This window comes from Acinetobacter calcoaceticus, from assembly GCF_016508255.1.
Taxonomy (GTDB): Bacteria; Pseudomonadota; Gammaproteobacteria; order Pseudomonadales; family Moraxellaceae; genus Acinetobacter; species Acinetobacter calcoaceticus_E.
In genome coordinates, this window is the sequence record NZ_JADVKT010000003.1 from 272,839 (window position 1) to 290,481 (window position 17,643).

Consider the following 17,643-nt stretch of genomic DNA (forward strand, 5'->3'; position numbering starts at 1 on the left):
CTGAAGTGATATGAAAGGGGGCTATTGCCTTCTTTTTTATTGTTTTAAGGGCATTGTTACAATAATGCCGAGAGCCTGATTTGGCTTTCATATTCATTTTGCTTAAAATGATGTTTTAAATTTTTTATTATAAAAAGAGAGCATTTATGCAAAGTAATAATCCGATACTGACGCGTGTTGAAACGGTCAGTGACTATAGTCAACCGATGACTGTGCAAGGTGCGATTCAAAAATCTATTATGTTGACAGTCATTGCAGCGGCTGTGGGCATCGCTTTATTTTTATACGCAGCTTTTACTGCAAATGTTGGTATTGCTTATGCCGCTTCAATTGTTGGCGCAATTGGTGGCTTAGTTTTAGGTTTGATTGCCACATTTAAACCGACGACTGCACCAACCTTAGCAATTCCTTATGCACTTTTTGAAGGCGCATTTTTAGGTGGTATTTCTTTTACTTTTCAAATGAAATACCCAGGTGTACCGTTACAGGCTTTACTTGCCACTTTCGTGACAACACTAGTCATGTTTGGTCTATATAAATTTCAGATTGTACGTGCAACTGAAAAATTTAAGTCAGTCGTAATTTCTGCATCATTGGCTATTTTTCTTGTATTTATTGTACAGATGATCATGCGTTTAGCGTTTGGTTCAAGCATTCCCTATATTTTTGAAAGTAACTGGTTAGGCATTGGCTTTGCTGCATTTATTGCGGTTATTGCTTCACTTAACCTCATTTTAGATTTTGATTTAATTGAAACTAACGCGGCTGACCGTGCTCCAAAATTTATGGAGTGGTTGTGTGGAATTGCATTACTTTCAACTTTAGTCTGGATGTATATTTCTTTCTTACGTTTGATTGGTTTGCTATCTGACGACTAAGATTTTATTGATTTAGAAGTCGCTTCTGAAAAGGGGCGATTTTTTTTCGTGCGATTTTTGAAAAAAGATGCATTATGCAATTTCGAAAAACGTTGAATATTGGCATTATGCTTTAAATTGTTTTGAGTGAGATCGGCATGACACAAGGACTTTTAGCAGGTAAGCGCTTTTTGATTGCAGGCGTTGCTAGTAAATTATCAATTGCGTTCGGTATTGCCCAAGCATTACACCGCGAAGGTGCAGAGCTTGCGTTTACTTATCCAAACGAAAAATTAAAAAAACGTGTGGATGAATTTGCTGAGCAATTCGGTTCTAAGCTTGTGTTCCCATGTGATGTTGCAGTTGATAGTGAAATTGACAATGCATTTGCAGAACTTGCAAAACATTGGGACGGTCTTGATGGCGTAGTCCATTCTATTGGCTTTGCTCCTGCACATACGCTTGATGGTGACTTTACTGACGTGACTGACCGTGACGGTTTTAAAGTTGCTCATGACATCAGCGCATACAGCTTTATTGCAATGGCACGTGCTGCAAAACCATTATTACAAGCTCGCCAAGGCTGTTTATTGACTTTGACTTACCAAGGTTCTGAACGCGTAATGCCTAACTACAACGTTATGGGCATGGCTAAAGCTTCTTTAGAAGCTGGTGTTCGTTACTTGGCATCAAGCTTGGGTGTTGACGGTATTCGTGTAAACGCGATTTCTGCGGGTCCAATTCGTACCTTGGCTGCTTCTGGTATTAAATCTTTCCGTAAAATGTTAGATGCCAATGAAAAAGTTGCTCCGTTAAAACGTAATGTGACGATTGACGAAGTAGGTAATGCAGCATTGTTCCTTTGCTCACCATGGGCTTCAGGTATTACTGGTGAAATTCTATATGTAGATGCTGGTTTCAATACTGTAGGTATGAGCCAATCTATGATGGATGATGAATAAGTTTTAAAATTTATTCAGGCATAAAAAAGCCGTAGTTGAAGGACTACGGCTTTTTTAATTGGTGCAAGTTATTGAGGAAGTTCTTTTACAGGTGAACCGCCCAAAGCTTGCATGAGAGTGACATAAGCGTTGTATTGGCTTTGTTTGGCTTCAACGAGGCTTAACCGTGCAGTACGTGTGGTTTGCTGAGCATCAAGAAGTGTTTTTAATGCGACAGCACCATAACGGTAACGGACTTCAGTTAAACGTTCAGTTTTTTCTGCGAGTTCAACATTACGTTCTTGTAACGTTACTTGTTTGTCGAGTTCGGTACGACTCGATAAAGCATTTTCTACATCAGCAAAAGCCTGATAAAGCGTTTGGCGATATTGAATAATCGCTTTTTCATAATCAAGATTGCTAATCGCGATATCTTTCTTCATATCGTTATATTGCAGAAACGGTAAGCTTAAACTTGCGCCTAAAGTTAGGGCTGGGTTACGTAACAGTTCAGTCAATGATGTACTGCTTGATCCCAAACTACTGGTTAAACTAATCGAAGGATAGTAGCTCGCCTTAGTTGCATCTTTAGTCGCGAGCGCCTTTTTCAAACGAAGCTCAGAGGCTTGTAAATCAGGACGGCGCGATAAAATATCGGCAGGTAAGCCTGCACCAATTACTGGTAGTGCATTGCGAGGTAAACTTTTGGGCTCTTGAATGTTTAGCTGTTGCAATGGTTCATGTAATAGCACCGCAATAGCAGTACGTGTTTCAACCAGTTGTTGCTCAATCTGACTTAAGCTCGCTTTTTGGCTTTGTACCGATTGTTCTGCTTGAGTGAGATCTACACCTGAAACCGCACCAGCTTTATACTGAATCTGTACCAATTGATAAAGCTTTTGTGAAGTCGCTAGGCTTTGCTGAGCAGTTGCATAACGCTCATTTAAATAACCCAGTTGCCAATAGAGTTTAGCTGTGGTTGCAATGAGACTTTGTCCAGTAGCTTGTAAATCTTGTTCAGTCGCCAAAGCTTCCCATTTACTCGCTTCGGTTTGGCGCGCAAGCTTACCAAATAAGTCAACCTCATAGCTTACGCCAGCACTCATTGATAAACCTTTAGCGCTGTCATCCCCTGAATGTAGGTCAAAAGTATGGCCTGTAGAAACATTTGAGCTGGTTCGTAAACCTTGTTGGTTTGCAGTTAAATCAGCTCTCAACCGAGCTTGCTTTAAGGTAATACCTGCAACGGCTAGATCGCTATTGCGCTCTAATACATTGCTCACGAGCTGGTTGAGCTGTGCATCACCAAAAAGTGTCCACCAACGGTCAGCATATTGTTCGGCAGATACCGTTTTTGCTTTAGTAGCGTCATACTGAAAACTACTCGGAATTTGTACTGCCGGAGCTTCATAAGGTGTTTTTACGACTGCTGCACATCCCACAAGAGAACTGGTGAGAAGAAGCGCTGCGCTGAGTTTAGTCATAGAGAAAGACATGCGATTTTCCTTATTCTCGTGATAGTGCTGCAACAGGGTCGAGTTTTGCTGCATTCTTGGCTGGCAAGAATCCAAAAACCACACCAATAAGTGTTGAACACACAAAGGCTGCAACAATTGATGTGCTTGAATAAGCCACGGAAAAGTTTCCGCCAGCAAATTTATTGATGAGTTGTCCAAGGCCAAGCGATAGCAATACACCGAGTACACCACCAATTAAACACACTAAAATTGCCTCAATAAGGAATTGCTGCAAAATATCACTTTGACGAGCACCTACAGCCATACGTACCCCAATTTCCTGAGTACGTTCGGTTACGGAAACCAACATAATATTCATTACCCCAATACCACCTACGACAAGTGAGATTACCGCAATCGCTGAAACTAAGAGCGTCATGGTACTTGTGGTTTTCTCGATGGTTTGACGAATACTGTCACTGTTCATGGTGAAAATATCTTGTGCACCATGTCGTTGGGTTAATAAGTTTACAATCGCATTCTCTGCGGCTGTGGTTGAATATTTATCATTAATGCGAACCACGATATTACGGACATGGGCTTGACCTAACATACGGCTCATGACGGTGGTATAAGGCATATATACATTTAACGTGTCATCTGAACCCATACCACTCGTTTGCGGTTCTACAATTCCGATAATCCGAGCTGGCACACTACCAAGTAACACCACTTGTCCAATTGGGTTAGTGCCATCACTAAAGAATTGTTTTTGCGTATTGGTATCAATCACAACATCCTGTGAGCGATCACGAACACTACGTTGATCAAAAGTTTGTCCATCTTTAAAGACTAAACCTTTTACATCGAAATAATCGTTACTTACACCGTTAATGGTCGCGTTCGCTTCATTTTGTTGATAGCGAATGGTTTTTGACGTTCCAACAATTGGTGATACAGCACTTACATAAGGTTGGGTTGTTAATGCGTCTGCATCAGCGGGCACCAATGTTTTAAAGCTAGCTGTTTTGGAGTTATCACCAAATCCTTTGCCCTGAAACACTGTAATAGTATTGGTGCCGAGGCCGCTAATATTACTTAAAATTTGTTGTTGAGAGCCTTTACCTAGCGCGACCACAGTCACAACAGATGCAATACCAATAATGATCCCAAGCATGGTTAAAAAAGTACGCATGCGGTGGGCATTCATAGACAGTAAAGCCATTTGGAAAGCTTCTGATAGACGGTCTAAAGTTGAACGCCATGCAGAAATACTTTTGCCTTTCTTCTGCTTACCTTGCAATGCAGGAGCAGCATCAGGATCAGGCTTAATGGGTTCAGCTGCTTGATCCGGAACATTAGGACGATCATTAATGATTTCTCCGTCACTAATCTCGATAATACGAGTTGCATTTTTTGCAACTTGCATATCATGGGTCACCAAAATAATGGTGTGACCTGCGGCATTGAGTTCACGCAAAATTCGCATGACTTCAACACCACTATGAGAATCGAGCGCTCCTGTCGGCTCATCTGCCAGAATAACGTCACCGCCATTCATTAAGGCACGAGCAATAGAAACACGTTGCTGCTGACCACCAGAAAGCTGACTTGGCCTATTGAGTGTTTTAGTACCTAGACCTAACTCAGTGAGTAGGGCAGTTGCACGTTGCTTTCGCTCAGAAGGCGTAACACCTGCATAAACTGCTGGAACTTCAACGTTACCTTCTGCTGATAAGTCACCAAGTAAATGATAGCGCTGGAAAATAAAACCAAAATATTCACGGCGTAATCGCGCGAGTTGATCTGGTTCTAACTTACCAGTTTCTTGTCCACTAACCTTGTAACTACCACTCGTAGGTCGGTCTAAGCAACCTAAAATGTTCATGAGGGTTGATTTACCAGAACCAGACTGGCCGACAATGGCAACCAGCTCTCCCTCATAAATGGTCAGGTCAATCCCTTTTAAAATTTGTATTGTGCTTTCGCCAGCAGGGAATTCCCGGACTAGATTGCTGACTTCAAGCAGAGCTTGTTTTGTCATGCTTACATTCCCATTGGGCCACTACGGCGACGATTATTACCACTATTTGCAGAAGCAGCAGAAGTATCTGAACTATCAGCAATTACAACTTGGTCGCCTTGTTTTAATCCGGCAAGCACTTGTGCATTTACACGGTTATTAATACCTACCAAAATTTGAGTTGGTTTCGTTGTGCCATCTGCTTGTAAAATTCGAACGACACTCAGCGTTGCTTTACCTTGGTCAACGAGTTGTTTTTGTTCAGGATTTAAGTTTAAGCGTTCTAAACGAGCACCATTACCTTGATGTTTGCGTTCTGCACTTGGCGTTGAAGCAGCTTTATCTGCAGATTGACCAGATTTTTTTTGACCAGAAAATTGTTTGCTACTTATAGCAGAAGATGGGACAAGCAAAGCATTTTTTGCCGAATCTAATACGATAAAAACTTGTGCTGTCATATCAATACGTAATTTGCCGTCGGTATTTGGAACGTCAAATAAAGCATTGTAATAAACAGCTGAATTACTAGTTGAGCTTGTTGTACTGTTTGATTCACTAGAAATTGAATCTGGAGCAGGTTCAATCTGGCGTAAAGTTGCATAACGTTTAGTCTCATCACCTAAAGTAGTGAAGTAAACTTGCTGGCCTTTTTCTACCTTCATAATGTCGGCTTCACTGACCTGTGCCTTAATCGTCATATTTTGTAATTTTGCAATTTTAACGATAGTTGGAGCACTTTGGTTGGCGTTTACCGTTTGACCTTCTTCAGTCACAATCGCAACAACCGTACCATCGGTTGGCGCAAGAATACGCGTATAACCAATATTGGTTTGTGCTGTTGATCGAGTTACTTTTGCAGACTCAATTTGTGCATCTAATGCTTTGATTTGTGCCTGAGCTGTTTTATAACTTGCTTCAGCCGATTCTAAGTCTGCACGAGGTGTTGCATCTTGAGCATACATTTGTTGCTGACGACGATATTCAAGTTGCTTTTCATTTAAAGAAGCCACTTGTTGAAGACGCTGTGCTTCTAAGTTTTTAATATTGGCATCGGATGTTTTTAAACTGTTTTCTTGAGTAGTCGAGTCAATTTGTGCAATGAGTTGACCTTGTTTTACTTGATCACCAAGCTGCACATACATCTTTTTAACCTGACCAGACACCTGAGCACCGACACTAATCAGTTTGGTTGCATCAAGTGTACCTGTTGCAAGTACATTATTTTCAAGATCTCCGCGTGTTACCTCAGCTGTAATATATTGTGGCAGCTGCTGTTTTGGCTTGAAAAACTTCCAAGCTAACACAGCAATAACGGCTATACACACGATGATAATAACAAGTTTGATAGGCTTTATTTTTGGCATAGTGAGAGGTCGAAAAGTTTAAAATTTAATTTAGTATAAAAGCGAAATGAGGATAAAACGTGAATTTTTATGATATTTCAAGAACGTAGAAAAATGATTCAGCCGAATTATTGTATAAAGAGTGTTTTTCCACATAATTCAGCAATCGCTTGCTGCATTAAATCTTCTGCATTTTCGTTCGACATTCCTTTAATTGCTGCATCAATTTGCAATAGAAGGGTAGACCAGCCTAGAAACTGTTGTGGATTTAATCTTCTCAAGGCTTGTTGATATAAGCCCACCTTTGTTTTCCATATACCAAGCTGTAGAGCATTATGAGGTTGTTCAAACAATTGCATTAACAAGCGCATTTCTTTGCTTAAAGTCCATAAAATCAGACTGTCTGGTTCGCCTGCCGCAATTAAATATTGAAAAATCTTAATAGATTGGCCAAGGTTGCCTTCTAATAACGCATCACTTAAATCGTAAGTGGTATAACGAGATTGATCTTGTAAACAAGCATACAACTGCTCAATTTGAATAAGCTTCTGATCTGGGAAAGTATCTCTCACACGCATTAAGCTATTTTTTGCAGCTAATAAGTTGTGTTCATGATGTTGCATTAACCATTGCCAAGCATCATTGTCGAGTTGAATCTCAAGCTTTTCGGCTTCTACACTTAAAATACGTTGGCGATCATGAGGGTAAGTTGCCGTTAATGCAACTACAACCCCATTTGCCTCAACAACCTGAAAAAAAGCAGATTTTAAGCTGCTACTATCTTGTTTGGGTAAAACAATTAACAGCAGGTTATGTTCGTTATGTTGGATATAACTTTTGAGTTGTTTTAAACCGTTTGCATCTGGTTTGATGTTGCCATGTACTTCAATAGCAAGCTGCTGAGAAAATAAAGATAAGCTATTAAGTGCGTTAAAGACATTTTTCCAGTCACTCACGCTACTAATATCATAGCGTTGTCTTTCAACTTCTTGTTGCTGCCAGCTTTTGCGAAAGGCATCTAATAAATTTTGTTCTAATAACGGCTCTTGCCCGTGCAAAATCCACGCACCCCGAGCTTCCGGAGTACGTTTTAAGGCTTGTAAATAGTCAATTTTCATTACTGGCAAAAATACAGATTAAGGCTGAGCTTTTGGTAAGCGATTTGCTGAAATCTGACGAGTAATTTGTTGTGCAATATCATCAATAATAATACGTTGTAAGTAACTTTCTTGCTGATTTTCAGTATTGACTGTTGCCAAGTCATATTGATAACTACGAGATGCAGTTAATGAGCGTGGTTCAGTAATTTTATTACCCTGACGATCTTCAATTTCGAAGGTCACAGTTAAACGTAATAATACTTCTGTCAGTTTTCCGTTTAAAAGTTGACGACGAGGCGTGTACTCTAAAACACGAAGTACATAAGCATCATTATCATTACTGAACTGCACACCATTGGCAGCCAAATAGACTTTTAACTGAGTTTCCAAATCATCAGTTTTGGGTGGTAACTCAAGGCTTAACTTTTTATAAACAAGCGGAGTCGCAGTCGGGTTGGTTCCTTTTAAATGAAATCCACACCCGACTAAGCCTGCACTAAGGCCTAAGGTTAAAACAACAGCAGCTAAACGTTGGGCTAAGTGCATGCTTGATCCTCTCATTAATAACTTTAATTAAACCACGAGGTTAACTAGTTTATTTGGAACCACAATTTCTTTTTTTGTTGGTCCTGTTAAGAATTGTTGAACTTCTGGTAGAGCTTTAGCTTGAGCTAATAGATCTTCCTTAGAAATATCAACAGAAACTTCAAGTTTACCGCGAAGTTTACCGTTAACCTGTACAACAATCGTTTGCGTATTTCGTGTTAACGCAGAAGCATCCACTTCAGGGAAAGTTGCTTTTGTTACATCTGCACCAAATTGAGCCAATAAAGTTTGGCTTAAATGTGGTGCAAAAGGTTCGAGCAAAGTTAAAAGTGTGGTGATCGCTTCACGTTCTACAGCAATATCGTTGTCATCTTTTGCTTCAAACTTGTTGCTCGCATTTAACAACTCCATTAAAGCAGCAATTGCAGTATTGAATGCATGACGGCGTTCAATATCATCACTTACTTTTTGAATCGTTTCATGCGTTTTACGACGTAAGTCTTGAGCGTCTTTAGACAGGTTGGCGACATCAATTGTAGATGTTGAGTTGCCTTTTTCAATGAAGCTAGCAACAAGACGCCATACACGTTTTAAGAAACGGTTTGCACCTTCAACACCAGCGTCTGACCATTCTAAAGATTGATCTGGCGGCGCAGCAAACATCATGAATACACGTGCAGTATCCGCGCCGTATTGATCGATAATTGCTTGTGGATCAATACCGTTATTTTTCGACTTAGACATTTTTTCTTGTCCGCCAATAATAACTTCTTGACCATCACCTGAATATTTTGCAGAAAGAATACGACCTTTTTCATCGCGTTCTAACTCAATATCAGCAGGGTTAAACCAAGTTTTCTTACCATTTTCTGCTTCACGGTAGAACGTGTCTGCAAGCACCATGCCTTGTGTTAACAAGTTGGTAAATGGCTCGTTACCTTGTACAACGCCTTCGTCACGCATTAATTTGTGGAAGAAACGTGCATAAAGTAAGTGAAGAATCGCGTGTTCAACACCACCAATGTATTGGTTCACAGGAAGCCAGTTTTGAGCAGCTTCAGGTTTAACCATACCGCCAGTAAAGTCTGGAGAAGCATAACGTGCATAATACCAAGATGACTCTACGAAGGTATCCAACGTGTCTGTTTCACGGCGTGCATCGCCACCACAGCAAGGACATTTTGTTTCGTAGAATTCAGGCATTTTATTGAGCGGGTTACCTGAACCATCTGGTACAACATCAGTTGGTAATACAACTGGAAGTTGATCTTCAGGAACTGTGACTTGACCACAAGTCTCACAGTTAATCATTGGAATTGGACAACCCCAGTAACGTTGACGAGAAACACCCCAGTCACGTAAACGGAATTGAACTTTAGAATTTGCTAAATTGTGTGGTTCTAATTTCGCAAGGAATGCATCAAATGCAGCTTGGAATTCTAAACCGTCAAACTCGCCAGAGTTAACAAGTTTACCTTCTTTAGAACCGTACCATTCTTGCCATTCAGTTGCAGAGTAATCTGCATCGTCAGCACCTTTGGCATCAATCACTTGCTTAATTGACAAGTTAAACTTGTTAGCAAATTCAAAATCACGTTCGTCATGAGCTGGCACAGCCATAACAGCGCCAGAGCCATAAGACATTAATACGTAGTTTGCAATCCAGACAGGAAGCTCTTCACCAGTTACAGGATGTTTTACAAACAAGCCTGTTGCCATGCCTTTTTTCTCGGCTGTAGCCAAGTCAGCTTCTGCAACTGAACCCATGCGGCATTCTTCAATAAATGCAGCCAATTCAGGGTTATTTTCAGCAGCTTTAAGCGCAAGAGGGTGTTCTGCTGCAACAGCAACATATGTCACGCCCATAAGCGTGTCGGCACGTGTTGTATAAACAGTTAAGCCGTCAGCATAGATTTCAGTGTTGGCAGACGGGAAAGTAATTTCCATGCCTGTAGAGCGACCAATCCAGTTACGTTGCATGGTCAACACTTGTTGAGGCCAGCCATCTTGTAAGGTGTCTAGGTCGTCTAATAATTCTTGTGCATAGTCCGTAATACGGAAGTAATACATTGGAATATCGCGTTTTTCAACCAATGCACCTGAGCGCCAGCCACGACCATTTTCAACTTGTTCGTTTGCCAAAACTGTTTGGTCAACCGGATCCCAGTTTACTGTTGAAAGTTTACGATAGATCAGGCCTTTTTTATAAAGCTGAACAAATAACCATTGTTCCCAGTGATAGTACTCTGGTGTACAAGTTGCGAACTCGCGGTCCCAGTCTACAGACAGACCTAATTTTTTTAGTTGGTCACGCATGTAAGCGATGTTTTCAAATGTCCATTTTGCCGGAGCAACTTTATGAGCAATTGCTGCGTTTTCAGCAGGTAAACCGAATGCATCCCAACCCATAGGTTGTAGTACGGTTTCGCCTTTTAAACGATAAAAACGGCTAATAACATCGCCAATTGTATAGTTACGCACATGCCCCATATGCAGCTTGCCGCTTGGGTAAGGAAACATTGACAGGATGTAGCGATGTTTACCTTCGACAGTGTCGGCAACTTTAAAGACTTTACGATTTTCCCAATCTTGTTGAACTGATGGTTCAATCGTATTTGCTTGATATTCGGGGTCAATGTGAGAAATAGTCATAGACGTAAGCTATACAACGAAAATTGAAATGAAAGATTGCTGCACAGCATAGCGCAAAATAAGAGGAAATGTCAGTTTTTAGATCAGGATTTTATCTTTTAATATGAGCAATAAACATTTCTCAATCTATTCTTCTTTATTTTAAATAATAGAAGAGTGATGAAAGTATTCACCACTCTCATTTTGCTTATCGAGGTGCTGACGCAGATGGAGCAGGTGGCGCTGCTACAGCAGGCGCAGCCTTTTCTTGTGTGACGTTAGCTGTTTGTTGCACTGCTTTATCTGTTTTATCTTGAGGCTGTTGTTCTGGGCTTGATGTAGAAATTTTTGGAATTGCTTGGTTGCCATAAGTTGAAACTTTGTTCAAATGCTTCGCACCTTTAGGCGGTGGCGTCGTGGTGTAATGTGTCGAGCCGCTTTTATCCATCCATTTATAATATTGCTGTGCCTGACTTTGGCTTGAATAAATTAAAACTACTGTTGTTACTGCTGTATATAAGATTGTTTTTAAATAAGATAAATTCATATCAGATCTTCCCCAAAGAATGCTGACTATATTTAAATAAAGTTCATAAATAAGCAATTTACAATGTATGGTTTTATATAAAAAAGAATAATTATTTTTAATAAATAGAGGCTGGGGCTATCAAATTTACAATTTAATTTTAGATTAAAAAAACAGCAGCTAAAAAATTTTATGGAAAAACCTTTTCTTTAATCTTGACTTTAGTGAATTAAACAACAAAAATGCTTTCTTTAGTTTTATATGCGATTATTTGATCACCCTTCGAATAACCGTCATGTTTTGTAATAGACATTCTCTCTAGCCGAGAGATTGATTTTACTTAAAGTATGTATATCCAGACATGCTTTATTAATGTTAAAAAAGCTTATACGGCTGAAAAACAGAAATTTTTCTATTGCAACGAAAACTAGACAATATGTGTGCTATAACAGTGCAGACAATTCAATGAATGAAACACTATTTGTGCCTTCCATAAATAGTGATAAAGATTTTAGGGTGAATCACGTTGGAACTTTTATCTGGTGGTGAAATGCTCGTTCGTGCTCTTGCGGACGAAGGCGTTGAACATGTTTTTGGTTATCCAGGCGGCGCAGTATTACATATTTATGATGCGCTATTTCAACAAGACAAAATCAATCATTACCTCGTACGTCATGAGCAAGCTGCTGGTCATATGGCAGATGCCTACTCACGTGCTACAGGTAAGACTGGCGTAGTACTGGTCACTTCTGGCCCGGGCGCAACCAATACAGTAACTCCAATTGCAACAGCTTATATGGACTCAATCCCAATGGTGATTTTGTCTGGCCAAGTTGCATCACATCTTATTGGTGAAGACGCTTTCCAAGAAACTGACATGGTTGGTATTTCACGTCCTATCGTGAAACACAGCTTTCAAGTCCGTCATGCAAGTGAAATTCCTGCAATTATCAAAAAAGCATTCTATATCGCATCAAGCGGTCGTCCAGGCCCAGTTGTAGTCGATATTCCTAAAGATGCGACCAATCCTGTAGATAAATTTGCCTACGAATATCCTGAAAAAGTGAAAATGCGTTCTTATCAGCCGCCTTCACGTGGACATTCTGGTCAGATTCGCAAAGCGATTGATGAGCTTTTAAGTGCTAAACGTCCTGTAATTTATACTGGTGGTGGTGTTGTTCAAGGTAATGCATCTGCATTATTGACTGAGTTAGCACATTTGTTGGGCTATCCAGTGACCAATACACTCATGGGTCTTGGTGGCTTCCCTGGCGATGATCCACAGTTTGTGGGCATGTTGGGTATGCACGGTACTTATGAAGCAAACATGGCGATGCATAATGCTGATGTCATTCTTGCAATTGGTGCTCGTTTTGATGACCGAGTAACAAATAACCCTGCAAAATTCTGTGTGAATGCCAAAGTTATTCATGTTGATATTGATCCGGCGAGCATTTCAAAAACGATCATGGCGCACATTCCGATTGTAGGGGCGGTTGAGCCTGTACTTCAGGAAATGTTGACGCAATTGAAACAATTAAATGTGTCTAAGCCAAACCCTGAAGCAATTGCTGCATGGTGGGATCAAATTAATGAATGGCGCAAAGTTCATGGTTTGAAGTATGAAACCCTGACTGATGGCACGATGAAGCCGCAGCAAGTGGTAGAAGCTTTATATAAAGCAACACATGGTGATGCCATTATCACATCGGATGTTGGACAGCATCAAATGTTTGGTGCGTTGTATTACAAGTACAAACGTCCTCGTCAATGGATCAACTCTGGTGGTTTAGGCACCATGGGCGTTGGTTTACCTTATGCAATGGCTGCTAAGCTGGCTTTCCCAGATCAGCAAGTTGTTTGTATTACTGGTGAAGCTTCAATTCAGATGTGTATTCAAGAACTTTCTACCTGTAAGCAATACGGTATGAATGTGAAGATCTTGTGCTTGAATAACCGTGCTTTAGGTATGGTTAAACAGTGGCAAGATATGAACTATGAAGGCCGTCACTCAAGCTCATATGTTGAATCATTACCTGATTTTGGCAAGTTAATGGAAGCTTATGGTCATGTTGGTATTCAAATTGATCATGCTGATGAACTAGAGTCGAAGCTTGCTGAAGCAATGGCGATTAATGATAAATGTGTATTCATTAATGTCATGGTTGATCGTACAGAACATGTTTATCCAATGCTGATCGCAGGTCAGTCCATGAAGGATATGTGGTTAGGTAAAGGGGAGCGTACATAATGAGACATATTATTTCTGTACTCGTTGAAAACGAAGCAGGTGCGCTTTCTCGTTTGGTGGGTTTATTCAGTCAGCGTAACTATAACATTGAGACGTTGAATGTAGCCCCAACCGAAGACCCAACTTTGTCACGTTTGACGTTAACGACTTATGGTGATGACCATAAGATTGAACAGATTACCAAGCAGCTCAACAAACTTGTTGAAGTTGTAAAAGTAGTAGATTTATCAGAAGGTTCGCACATTGAGCGTGAACTGATGCTGATTAAAGTAAAAGCGTTAGGTGCTTCACGTGCTGAAATTAAGCGTACAGCGGATATTTTCCGTGCGCAAATTGTAGACGTGACACCAACTACCTATACCATTCAAATAGCAGGGACAACTGAAAAATTAGATGGTTTTATCGATGCGCTTGCAGAAAACACTATTCTAGAAGTCGTTCGTTCAGGTGTATCTGGTATCGCCCGTGGCGAAAAAGTATTGGCCATTTAATTTTTTAAAAGTATTTTAGCGGAGAACACAAATGCAAATTTTTTACGATAAAGACTGTGACTTATCAATCATCCAAGGCAAGAAAGTAGCGATTGTTGGTTACGGTTCTCAAGGTCATGCTCATGCACTTAACCTTAAAGACTCTGGCGTAGACGTAACTGTAGGTTTACGCGCAGGTTCAGCTTCTTGGAAGAAAGCTGAAAATGCTGGTCTTAAAGTTGCAGAAGTGCCTGCTGCTGTTAAGCAAGCTGACCTCGTAATGATTTTGACTCCAGATGAATTCCAATCACAACTTTACCGTGACGTGATTGAGCCAAACATCAAAGAAGGTGCAACTCTTGCATTTGCTCATGGTTTCTCAATTCTTTATAACCAAGTTGTTCCACGTAAAGACTTAGATGTAATCATGGTTGCACCTAAAGCACCTGGTCACACAGTTCGTTCAGAATATCAACGTGGTTCAGGTGTTCCTGATCTAATTGCAATTCACCAAGATGCTTCTGGTAACGCACGTAATGTTGCTCTTTCTTATGCTTCAGGCGTAGGTGGCGGCCGTACAGGTATTATCGAAACTTCATTCCGTGAAGAAACTGAAACTGACTTATTCGGTGAGCAAGCAGTTCTTTGTGGTGGTGCTGTTGAACTCGTGAAAATGGGCTTCGAAACTTTAGTTGAAGCTGGTTATGCACCAGAAATGGCTTACTTCGAATGTTTACACGAACTTAAATTGATCGTTGACTTGATGTTCGAAGGCGGTATCGCTGACATGAACTACTCAGTATCTAACAATGCTGAGTATGGCGAATATGTAACTGGTACTGAAGTAATTAACGAACAGTCTCGTGAAGCAATGCGTAATGCATTGAAACGTATTCAATCTGGCGAATACGCGAAGATGTTCATTCAAGAGGGTGCATTAAACTACCCATCTATGACTGCTCGTCGTCGTCAAAATGCTGCGCATGGTATTGAAGTAACTGGTAACAAGTTACGCTCGATGATGCCTTGGATTCAAGCAAACAAAATCGTAGATAAAGAGAAGAACTAATTTTCTTTTCTTATGTTTAAAAGAAACCCTGCATTTAGCAGGGTTTCTTATTTTAGGAACTCCTAAAATAAGCTTAAAAAAACATCATTAAGGTCAATTGACCTAGTTTCAATAAATCCTATATTTTTCATATAATTGGCTGCTTACTTTTTGGTTAGTTTATTGATTTATAAAGTAAAAAAAACTTGACCAAAAGATAGATAGTGTTATTGTTTATAACTGACTTAAAAAGTCAAATTTAATAGAATGTATTGAACATGTTTTGTTGTATTTTGGGCAATGAGTTGAACAAAATAAAAAAAAGTATTGAATAATCATGGAAGTCCAATATGGGTCATGTTGATTACGATAGCACATTGATCGTCGGCTCTTTTTTTGCAGCCGGCATTATTTGCTATATTGTGATTTCCATGGAGCAATTATTATTCAATAAGACCTTCAAACAATTTGAATCTTTAATTTTACTTATCAATAGTTTATTGCTCGCTTCAGCAATTAGTATCGTTCATATTGTTGGAATACAAGCCTACCATTTACTTGGAACAGTAAATTCTAATACTCCTTTAATTGCCGTTTCTTTTGCCATAAGTGCTTTATTATCTTACATCGCAATGTGGTTAACTTCTCGTTTTACGTTACCTTTATTCCGGCTTATTTTAAGTTCGGTTGTCATGGGAATCGGAATTTCAGCTTCATATTATATTGCTATGTTGGGTTGGAATATTAATATCTATAAAAAAGACTACACTGCTTTCTTGCTATTATTTTCTGTACTCATTGCTATGAGTGGGTCAGGGTTGGCTTTTTTATTATCTTATAAATTAAAAGAAACAGAGCATCATCGATTAAACCTAAAAATAGCATTCGCGATCATGATGACCTTAAGTATTATGGGAATGCACTATACTGCTCTGATTGCCACCAATATTACAGACAAATTTATTAGCCAATATCAGGCTGAGCATGACTTATTATTATTTACGATTATTTTAGTCACGTGTCTGGTACTCGTAGCAAGCTTTATTGTCGCGATGTTAGAGCAGCGGCTCACTCAACAAAACTTAGAGCTACGTAAGGCAAATAAAGAATTAGCGAATCTCTCTATACAAGATAATTTAACTAAGCTGCCAAACCGACTTTACTTGGTTGATTATGCAGAAGTATTACTTTCAGACCATCGATATAAAGAACAGAAAATTGCTTTTTTATATATTGATTTAGACCGTTTTAAATCGGTGAATGATGCTTTTGGACATCATGTAGGTGACCAACTCCTCATTCAAATGGCAAATCGCTTACATTGGCAACTCAATGAAAAATGTAAATTGCTTAGAATTGGTGGCGATGAGTTTTTACTGATTGCGGAAAATACTAATGCCGAAGAAGCGGTTGTTTTAGCCGAGAAAGTTTTACAATTGATTCAGGAAAGTTATCAAATTTTGGGTAAGGAAATTAATATTTCTGCAAGTTTGGGCGTCGCACTCTTTCCTGAGCATGGGCAGAATGTTCAGGACTTACTGATGAACGCTGATGGGGCCATGTTGATGTCTAAAGAACAAGGTCGGAATACATATACCATCTTTAGTTATTCAACCCATCAACAAGAAACGCGAAGTCAATCAAAACTAATCAATGACCTTTATAAAGCCGTAGAAGAAAAACAATTCATCTTATATTACCAACCAAAATTTAATACTAATCTTGATGTTTGCGGGGTTGAAGCATTAATCCGTTGGAATCACCCAGCTTTAGGAATACTTACTCCGCACATGTTCATTGAAGGTGCGGAAAAAACGGGTTTGATTATTCCAATGGGGTATTGGGCGCTTGAGCAAGCGTGTCAGCAAATTCAGGCTTGGGAACGCAGTAACACACCATTTTATCCAGTCGCTGTAAACTTGTCGGCACTCCAATTTGAAAATAAAAAGTTATTTAGTACGCTCGAAGCATTATTAAAAAAATATCAAATTCAACCCCACCACTTAACTGTTGAGATTACTGAATCAACTGCAATGCGGCATATCGACTTGAGTATCCGAGCGTGTGAGCGACTGCGAGACATGGGAATTCGTGTTGCGATTGATGATTTTGGGACAGGGCATTCAAGCTTCTTATATTTAAAAGATTTACCTGTAGATGAGCTTAAAATTGATCGTGGGTTTATTGTTGATTTAAAACCGGGTTCAAAAGAAGAAGTTATCTTAGAAAGTATTATTCATTTAGCCAAAAAGTTAGGTTTAACCGTTACAGCAGAAGGAGTAGAGACCCAACAGCAAGTTGAGATTTTAACGCGTTTAGGTTGCCAGCAGTTCCAAGGCTATTTATTGGGAATGCCTGTTAATGTGGGGCAACTCCTTCAATCGCAAGGCGCTCATTTTGCTTAATCTAGACATTGGGTTAAATTTGAAAATACTTGTTTATATAATATC

The 17,643-nt window shown here is 39.7% G+C and carries 13 protein-coding genes; 6 read left to right on the forward strand and 7 right to left on the reverse strand.

Features of this window, described 5'->3' with window-relative positions:
• Positions 1-146: 146 nt before the first annotated feature.
• Both I5515_RS08950 and I5515_RS08955 read left to right on the forward strand, forming a co-directional pair.
• Positions 147-878 carry a Bax inhibitor-1/YccA family membrane protein gene (locus I5515_RS08950; RefSeq protein ID WP_199965935.1) on the forward strand — a complete coding sequence of 244 codons (732 nt, stop codon included), beginning with the start codon at positions 147-149 and terminating at the stop codon, positions 876-878.
• Between the two features lie 137 nt (positions 879-1,015).
• Positions 1,016-1,819, forward strand: a complete 804-nt coding sequence (locus I5515_RS08955; RefSeq protein WP_003654938.1) for an enoyl-ACP reductase — start codon at positions 1,016-1,018, stop codon at positions 1,817-1,819.
• A 68-nt stretch (positions 1,820-1,887) separates the two neighbouring features.
• Here I5515_RS08955 and I5515_RS08960 read toward each other — a convergent pair whose 3' ends face one another.
• The 7 genes from I5515_RS08960 to I5515_RS08990 form a co-directional block, all read right to left on the reverse strand.
• On the reverse strand, positions 1,888-3,282 hold the full coding sequence (locus I5515_RS08960; RefSeq protein WP_199966081.1) for an efflux transporter outer membrane subunit: 1,395 nt from the start codon (positions 3,280-3,282) through the stop codon (positions 1,888-1,890).
• Between the two features lie 22 nt (positions 3,283-3,304).
• Entirely contained in the window at positions 3,305-5,299 is a 1,995-nt protein-coding gene (locus I5515_RS08965) for a MacB family efflux pump subunit (protein WP_199965937.1), read from the reverse strand.
• 2 nt (positions 5,300-5,301) lie between these two features.
• The gene (locus I5515_RS08970) at positions 5,302-6,642 is read right to left on the reverse strand and encodes a MacA family efflux pump subunit (RefSeq protein WP_199965939.1); all 1,341 of its coding nucleotides are present in this window, start codon (positions 6,640-6,642) and stop codon (positions 5,302-5,304) included.
• Positions 6,643-6,749: 107 nt separating this feature from the next.
• Positions 6,750-7,739, reverse strand: coding sequence for a DNA polymerase III subunit delta (holA, locus tag I5515_RS08975; RefSeq protein ID WP_199965941.1), 990 nt, complete (start codon positions 7,737-7,739; stop codon positions 6,750-6,752).
• Positions 7,740-7,757: 18 nt separating this feature from the next.
• Positions 7,758-8,267 (reverse strand): LPS assembly lipoprotein LptE, encoded by a 510-nt coding sequence (gene lptE / locus I5515_RS08980; RefSeq protein ID WP_199965942.1) that lies wholly within the window; start codon positions 8,265-8,267, stop codon positions 7,758-7,760.
• 27 nt (positions 8,268-8,294) lie between these two features.
• Positions 8,295-10,919, reverse strand: a complete 2,625-nt coding sequence (gene leuS, locus I5515_RS08985; RefSeq protein ID WP_199965943.1) for a leucine--tRNA ligase — start codon at positions 10,917-10,919, stop codon at positions 8,295-8,297.
• 187 nt (positions 10,920-11,106) lie between these two features.
• A complete protein-coding gene (locus tag I5515_RS08990; RefSeq protein ID WP_199965945.1) occupies positions 11,107-11,445 on the reverse strand; it encodes a DUF4124 domain-containing protein in 339 nt (112 codons plus the stop codon).
• 505 nt (positions 11,446-11,950) lie between these two features.
• Between I5515_RS08990 and I5515_RS08995 the strand changes: the two genes are divergently transcribed.
• From I5515_RS08995 to I5515_RS09010, 4 genes are all read left to right on the forward strand, one after another.
• Positions 11,951-13,675: an acetolactate synthase 3 large subunit gene (locus I5515_RS08995; protein WP_199965947.1), complete on the forward strand. Its 1,725-nt coding sequence runs from the start codon at positions 11,951-11,953 to the stop codon at positions 13,673-13,675.
• The gene (gene ilvN, locus I5515_RS09000) at positions 13,675-14,166 is read left to right on the forward strand and encodes an acetolactate synthase small subunit (protein WP_001215920.1); all 492 of its coding nucleotides are present in this window, start codon (positions 13,675-13,677) and stop codon (positions 14,164-14,166) included. Before I5515_RS08995 ends, ilvN begins: the two co-directional genes overlap by 1 nt.
• Positions 14,167-14,197: 31 nt before the next feature.
• Entirely contained in the window at positions 14,198-15,214 is a 1,017-nt protein-coding gene (gene ilvC, locus I5515_RS09005) for a ketol-acid reductoisomerase (protein ID WP_199965949.1), read from the forward strand.
• 329 nt (positions 15,215-15,543) lie between these two features.
• Positions 15,544-17,598, forward strand: a complete 2,055-nt coding sequence (locus tag I5515_RS09010; RefSeq protein WP_199965952.1) for an EAL domain-containing protein — start codon at positions 15,544-15,546, stop codon at positions 17,596-17,598.
• Positions 17,599-17,643 lie beyond the last annotated feature (45 nt).

What these genes read in the sequence shown, in the direction of transcription:
- leuS (WP_199965943.1), bottom strand. Translation starts at nt 10,919, where the DNA reads ATGACTATTTCTCACATTGACCCCGAATATCAAGCAAATACGATTGAA.
- I5515_RS08955 (WP_003654938.1), top strand. Translation starts at nt 1,016, where the DNA reads ATGACACAAGGACTTTTAGCAGGTAAGCGCTTTTTGATTGCAGGCGTT.
- I5515_RS08965 (WP_199965937.1), bottom strand. Translation starts at nt 5,299, where the DNA reads ATGACAAAACAAGCTCTGCTTGAAGTCAGCAATCTAGTCCGGGAATTC.
- ilvN (WP_001215920.1), top strand. Translation starts at nt 13,675, where the DNA reads ATGAGACATATTATTTCTGTACTCGTTGAAAACGAAGCAGGTGCGCTT.
- holA (WP_199965941.1), bottom strand. Translation starts at nt 7,739, where the DNA reads ATGAAAATTGACTATTTACAAGCCTTAAAACGTACTCCGGAAGCTCGG.
- I5515_RS08950 (WP_199965935.1), top strand. Translation starts at nt 147, where the DNA reads ATGCAAAGTAATAATCCGATACTGACGCGTGTTGAAACGGTCAGTGAC.
- I5515_RS08990 (WP_199965945.1), bottom strand. Translation starts at nt 11,445, where the DNA reads ATGAATTTATCTTATTTAAAAACAATCTTATATACAGCAGTAACAACA.
- lptE (WP_199965942.1), bottom strand. Translation starts at nt 8,267, where the DNA reads ATGCACTTAGCCCAACGTTTAGCTGCTGTTGTTTTAACCTTAGGCCTT.
- I5515_RS08960 (WP_199966081.1), bottom strand. Translation starts at nt 3,282, where the DNA reads ATGACTAAACTCAGCGCAGCGCTTCTTCTCACCAGTTCTCTTGTGGGA.
- ilvC (WP_199965949.1), top strand. Translation starts at nt 14,198, where the DNA reads ATGCAAATTTTTTACGATAAAGACTGTGACTTATCAATCATCCAAGGC.
- I5515_RS08970 (WP_199965939.1), bottom strand. Translation starts at nt 6,642, where the DNA reads ATGCCAAAAATAAAGCCTATCAAACTTGTTATTATCATCGTGTGTATA.
- I5515_RS09010 (WP_199965952.1), top strand. Translation starts at nt 15,544, where the DNA reads ATGGGTCATGTTGATTACGATAGCACATTGATCGTCGGCTCTTTTTTT.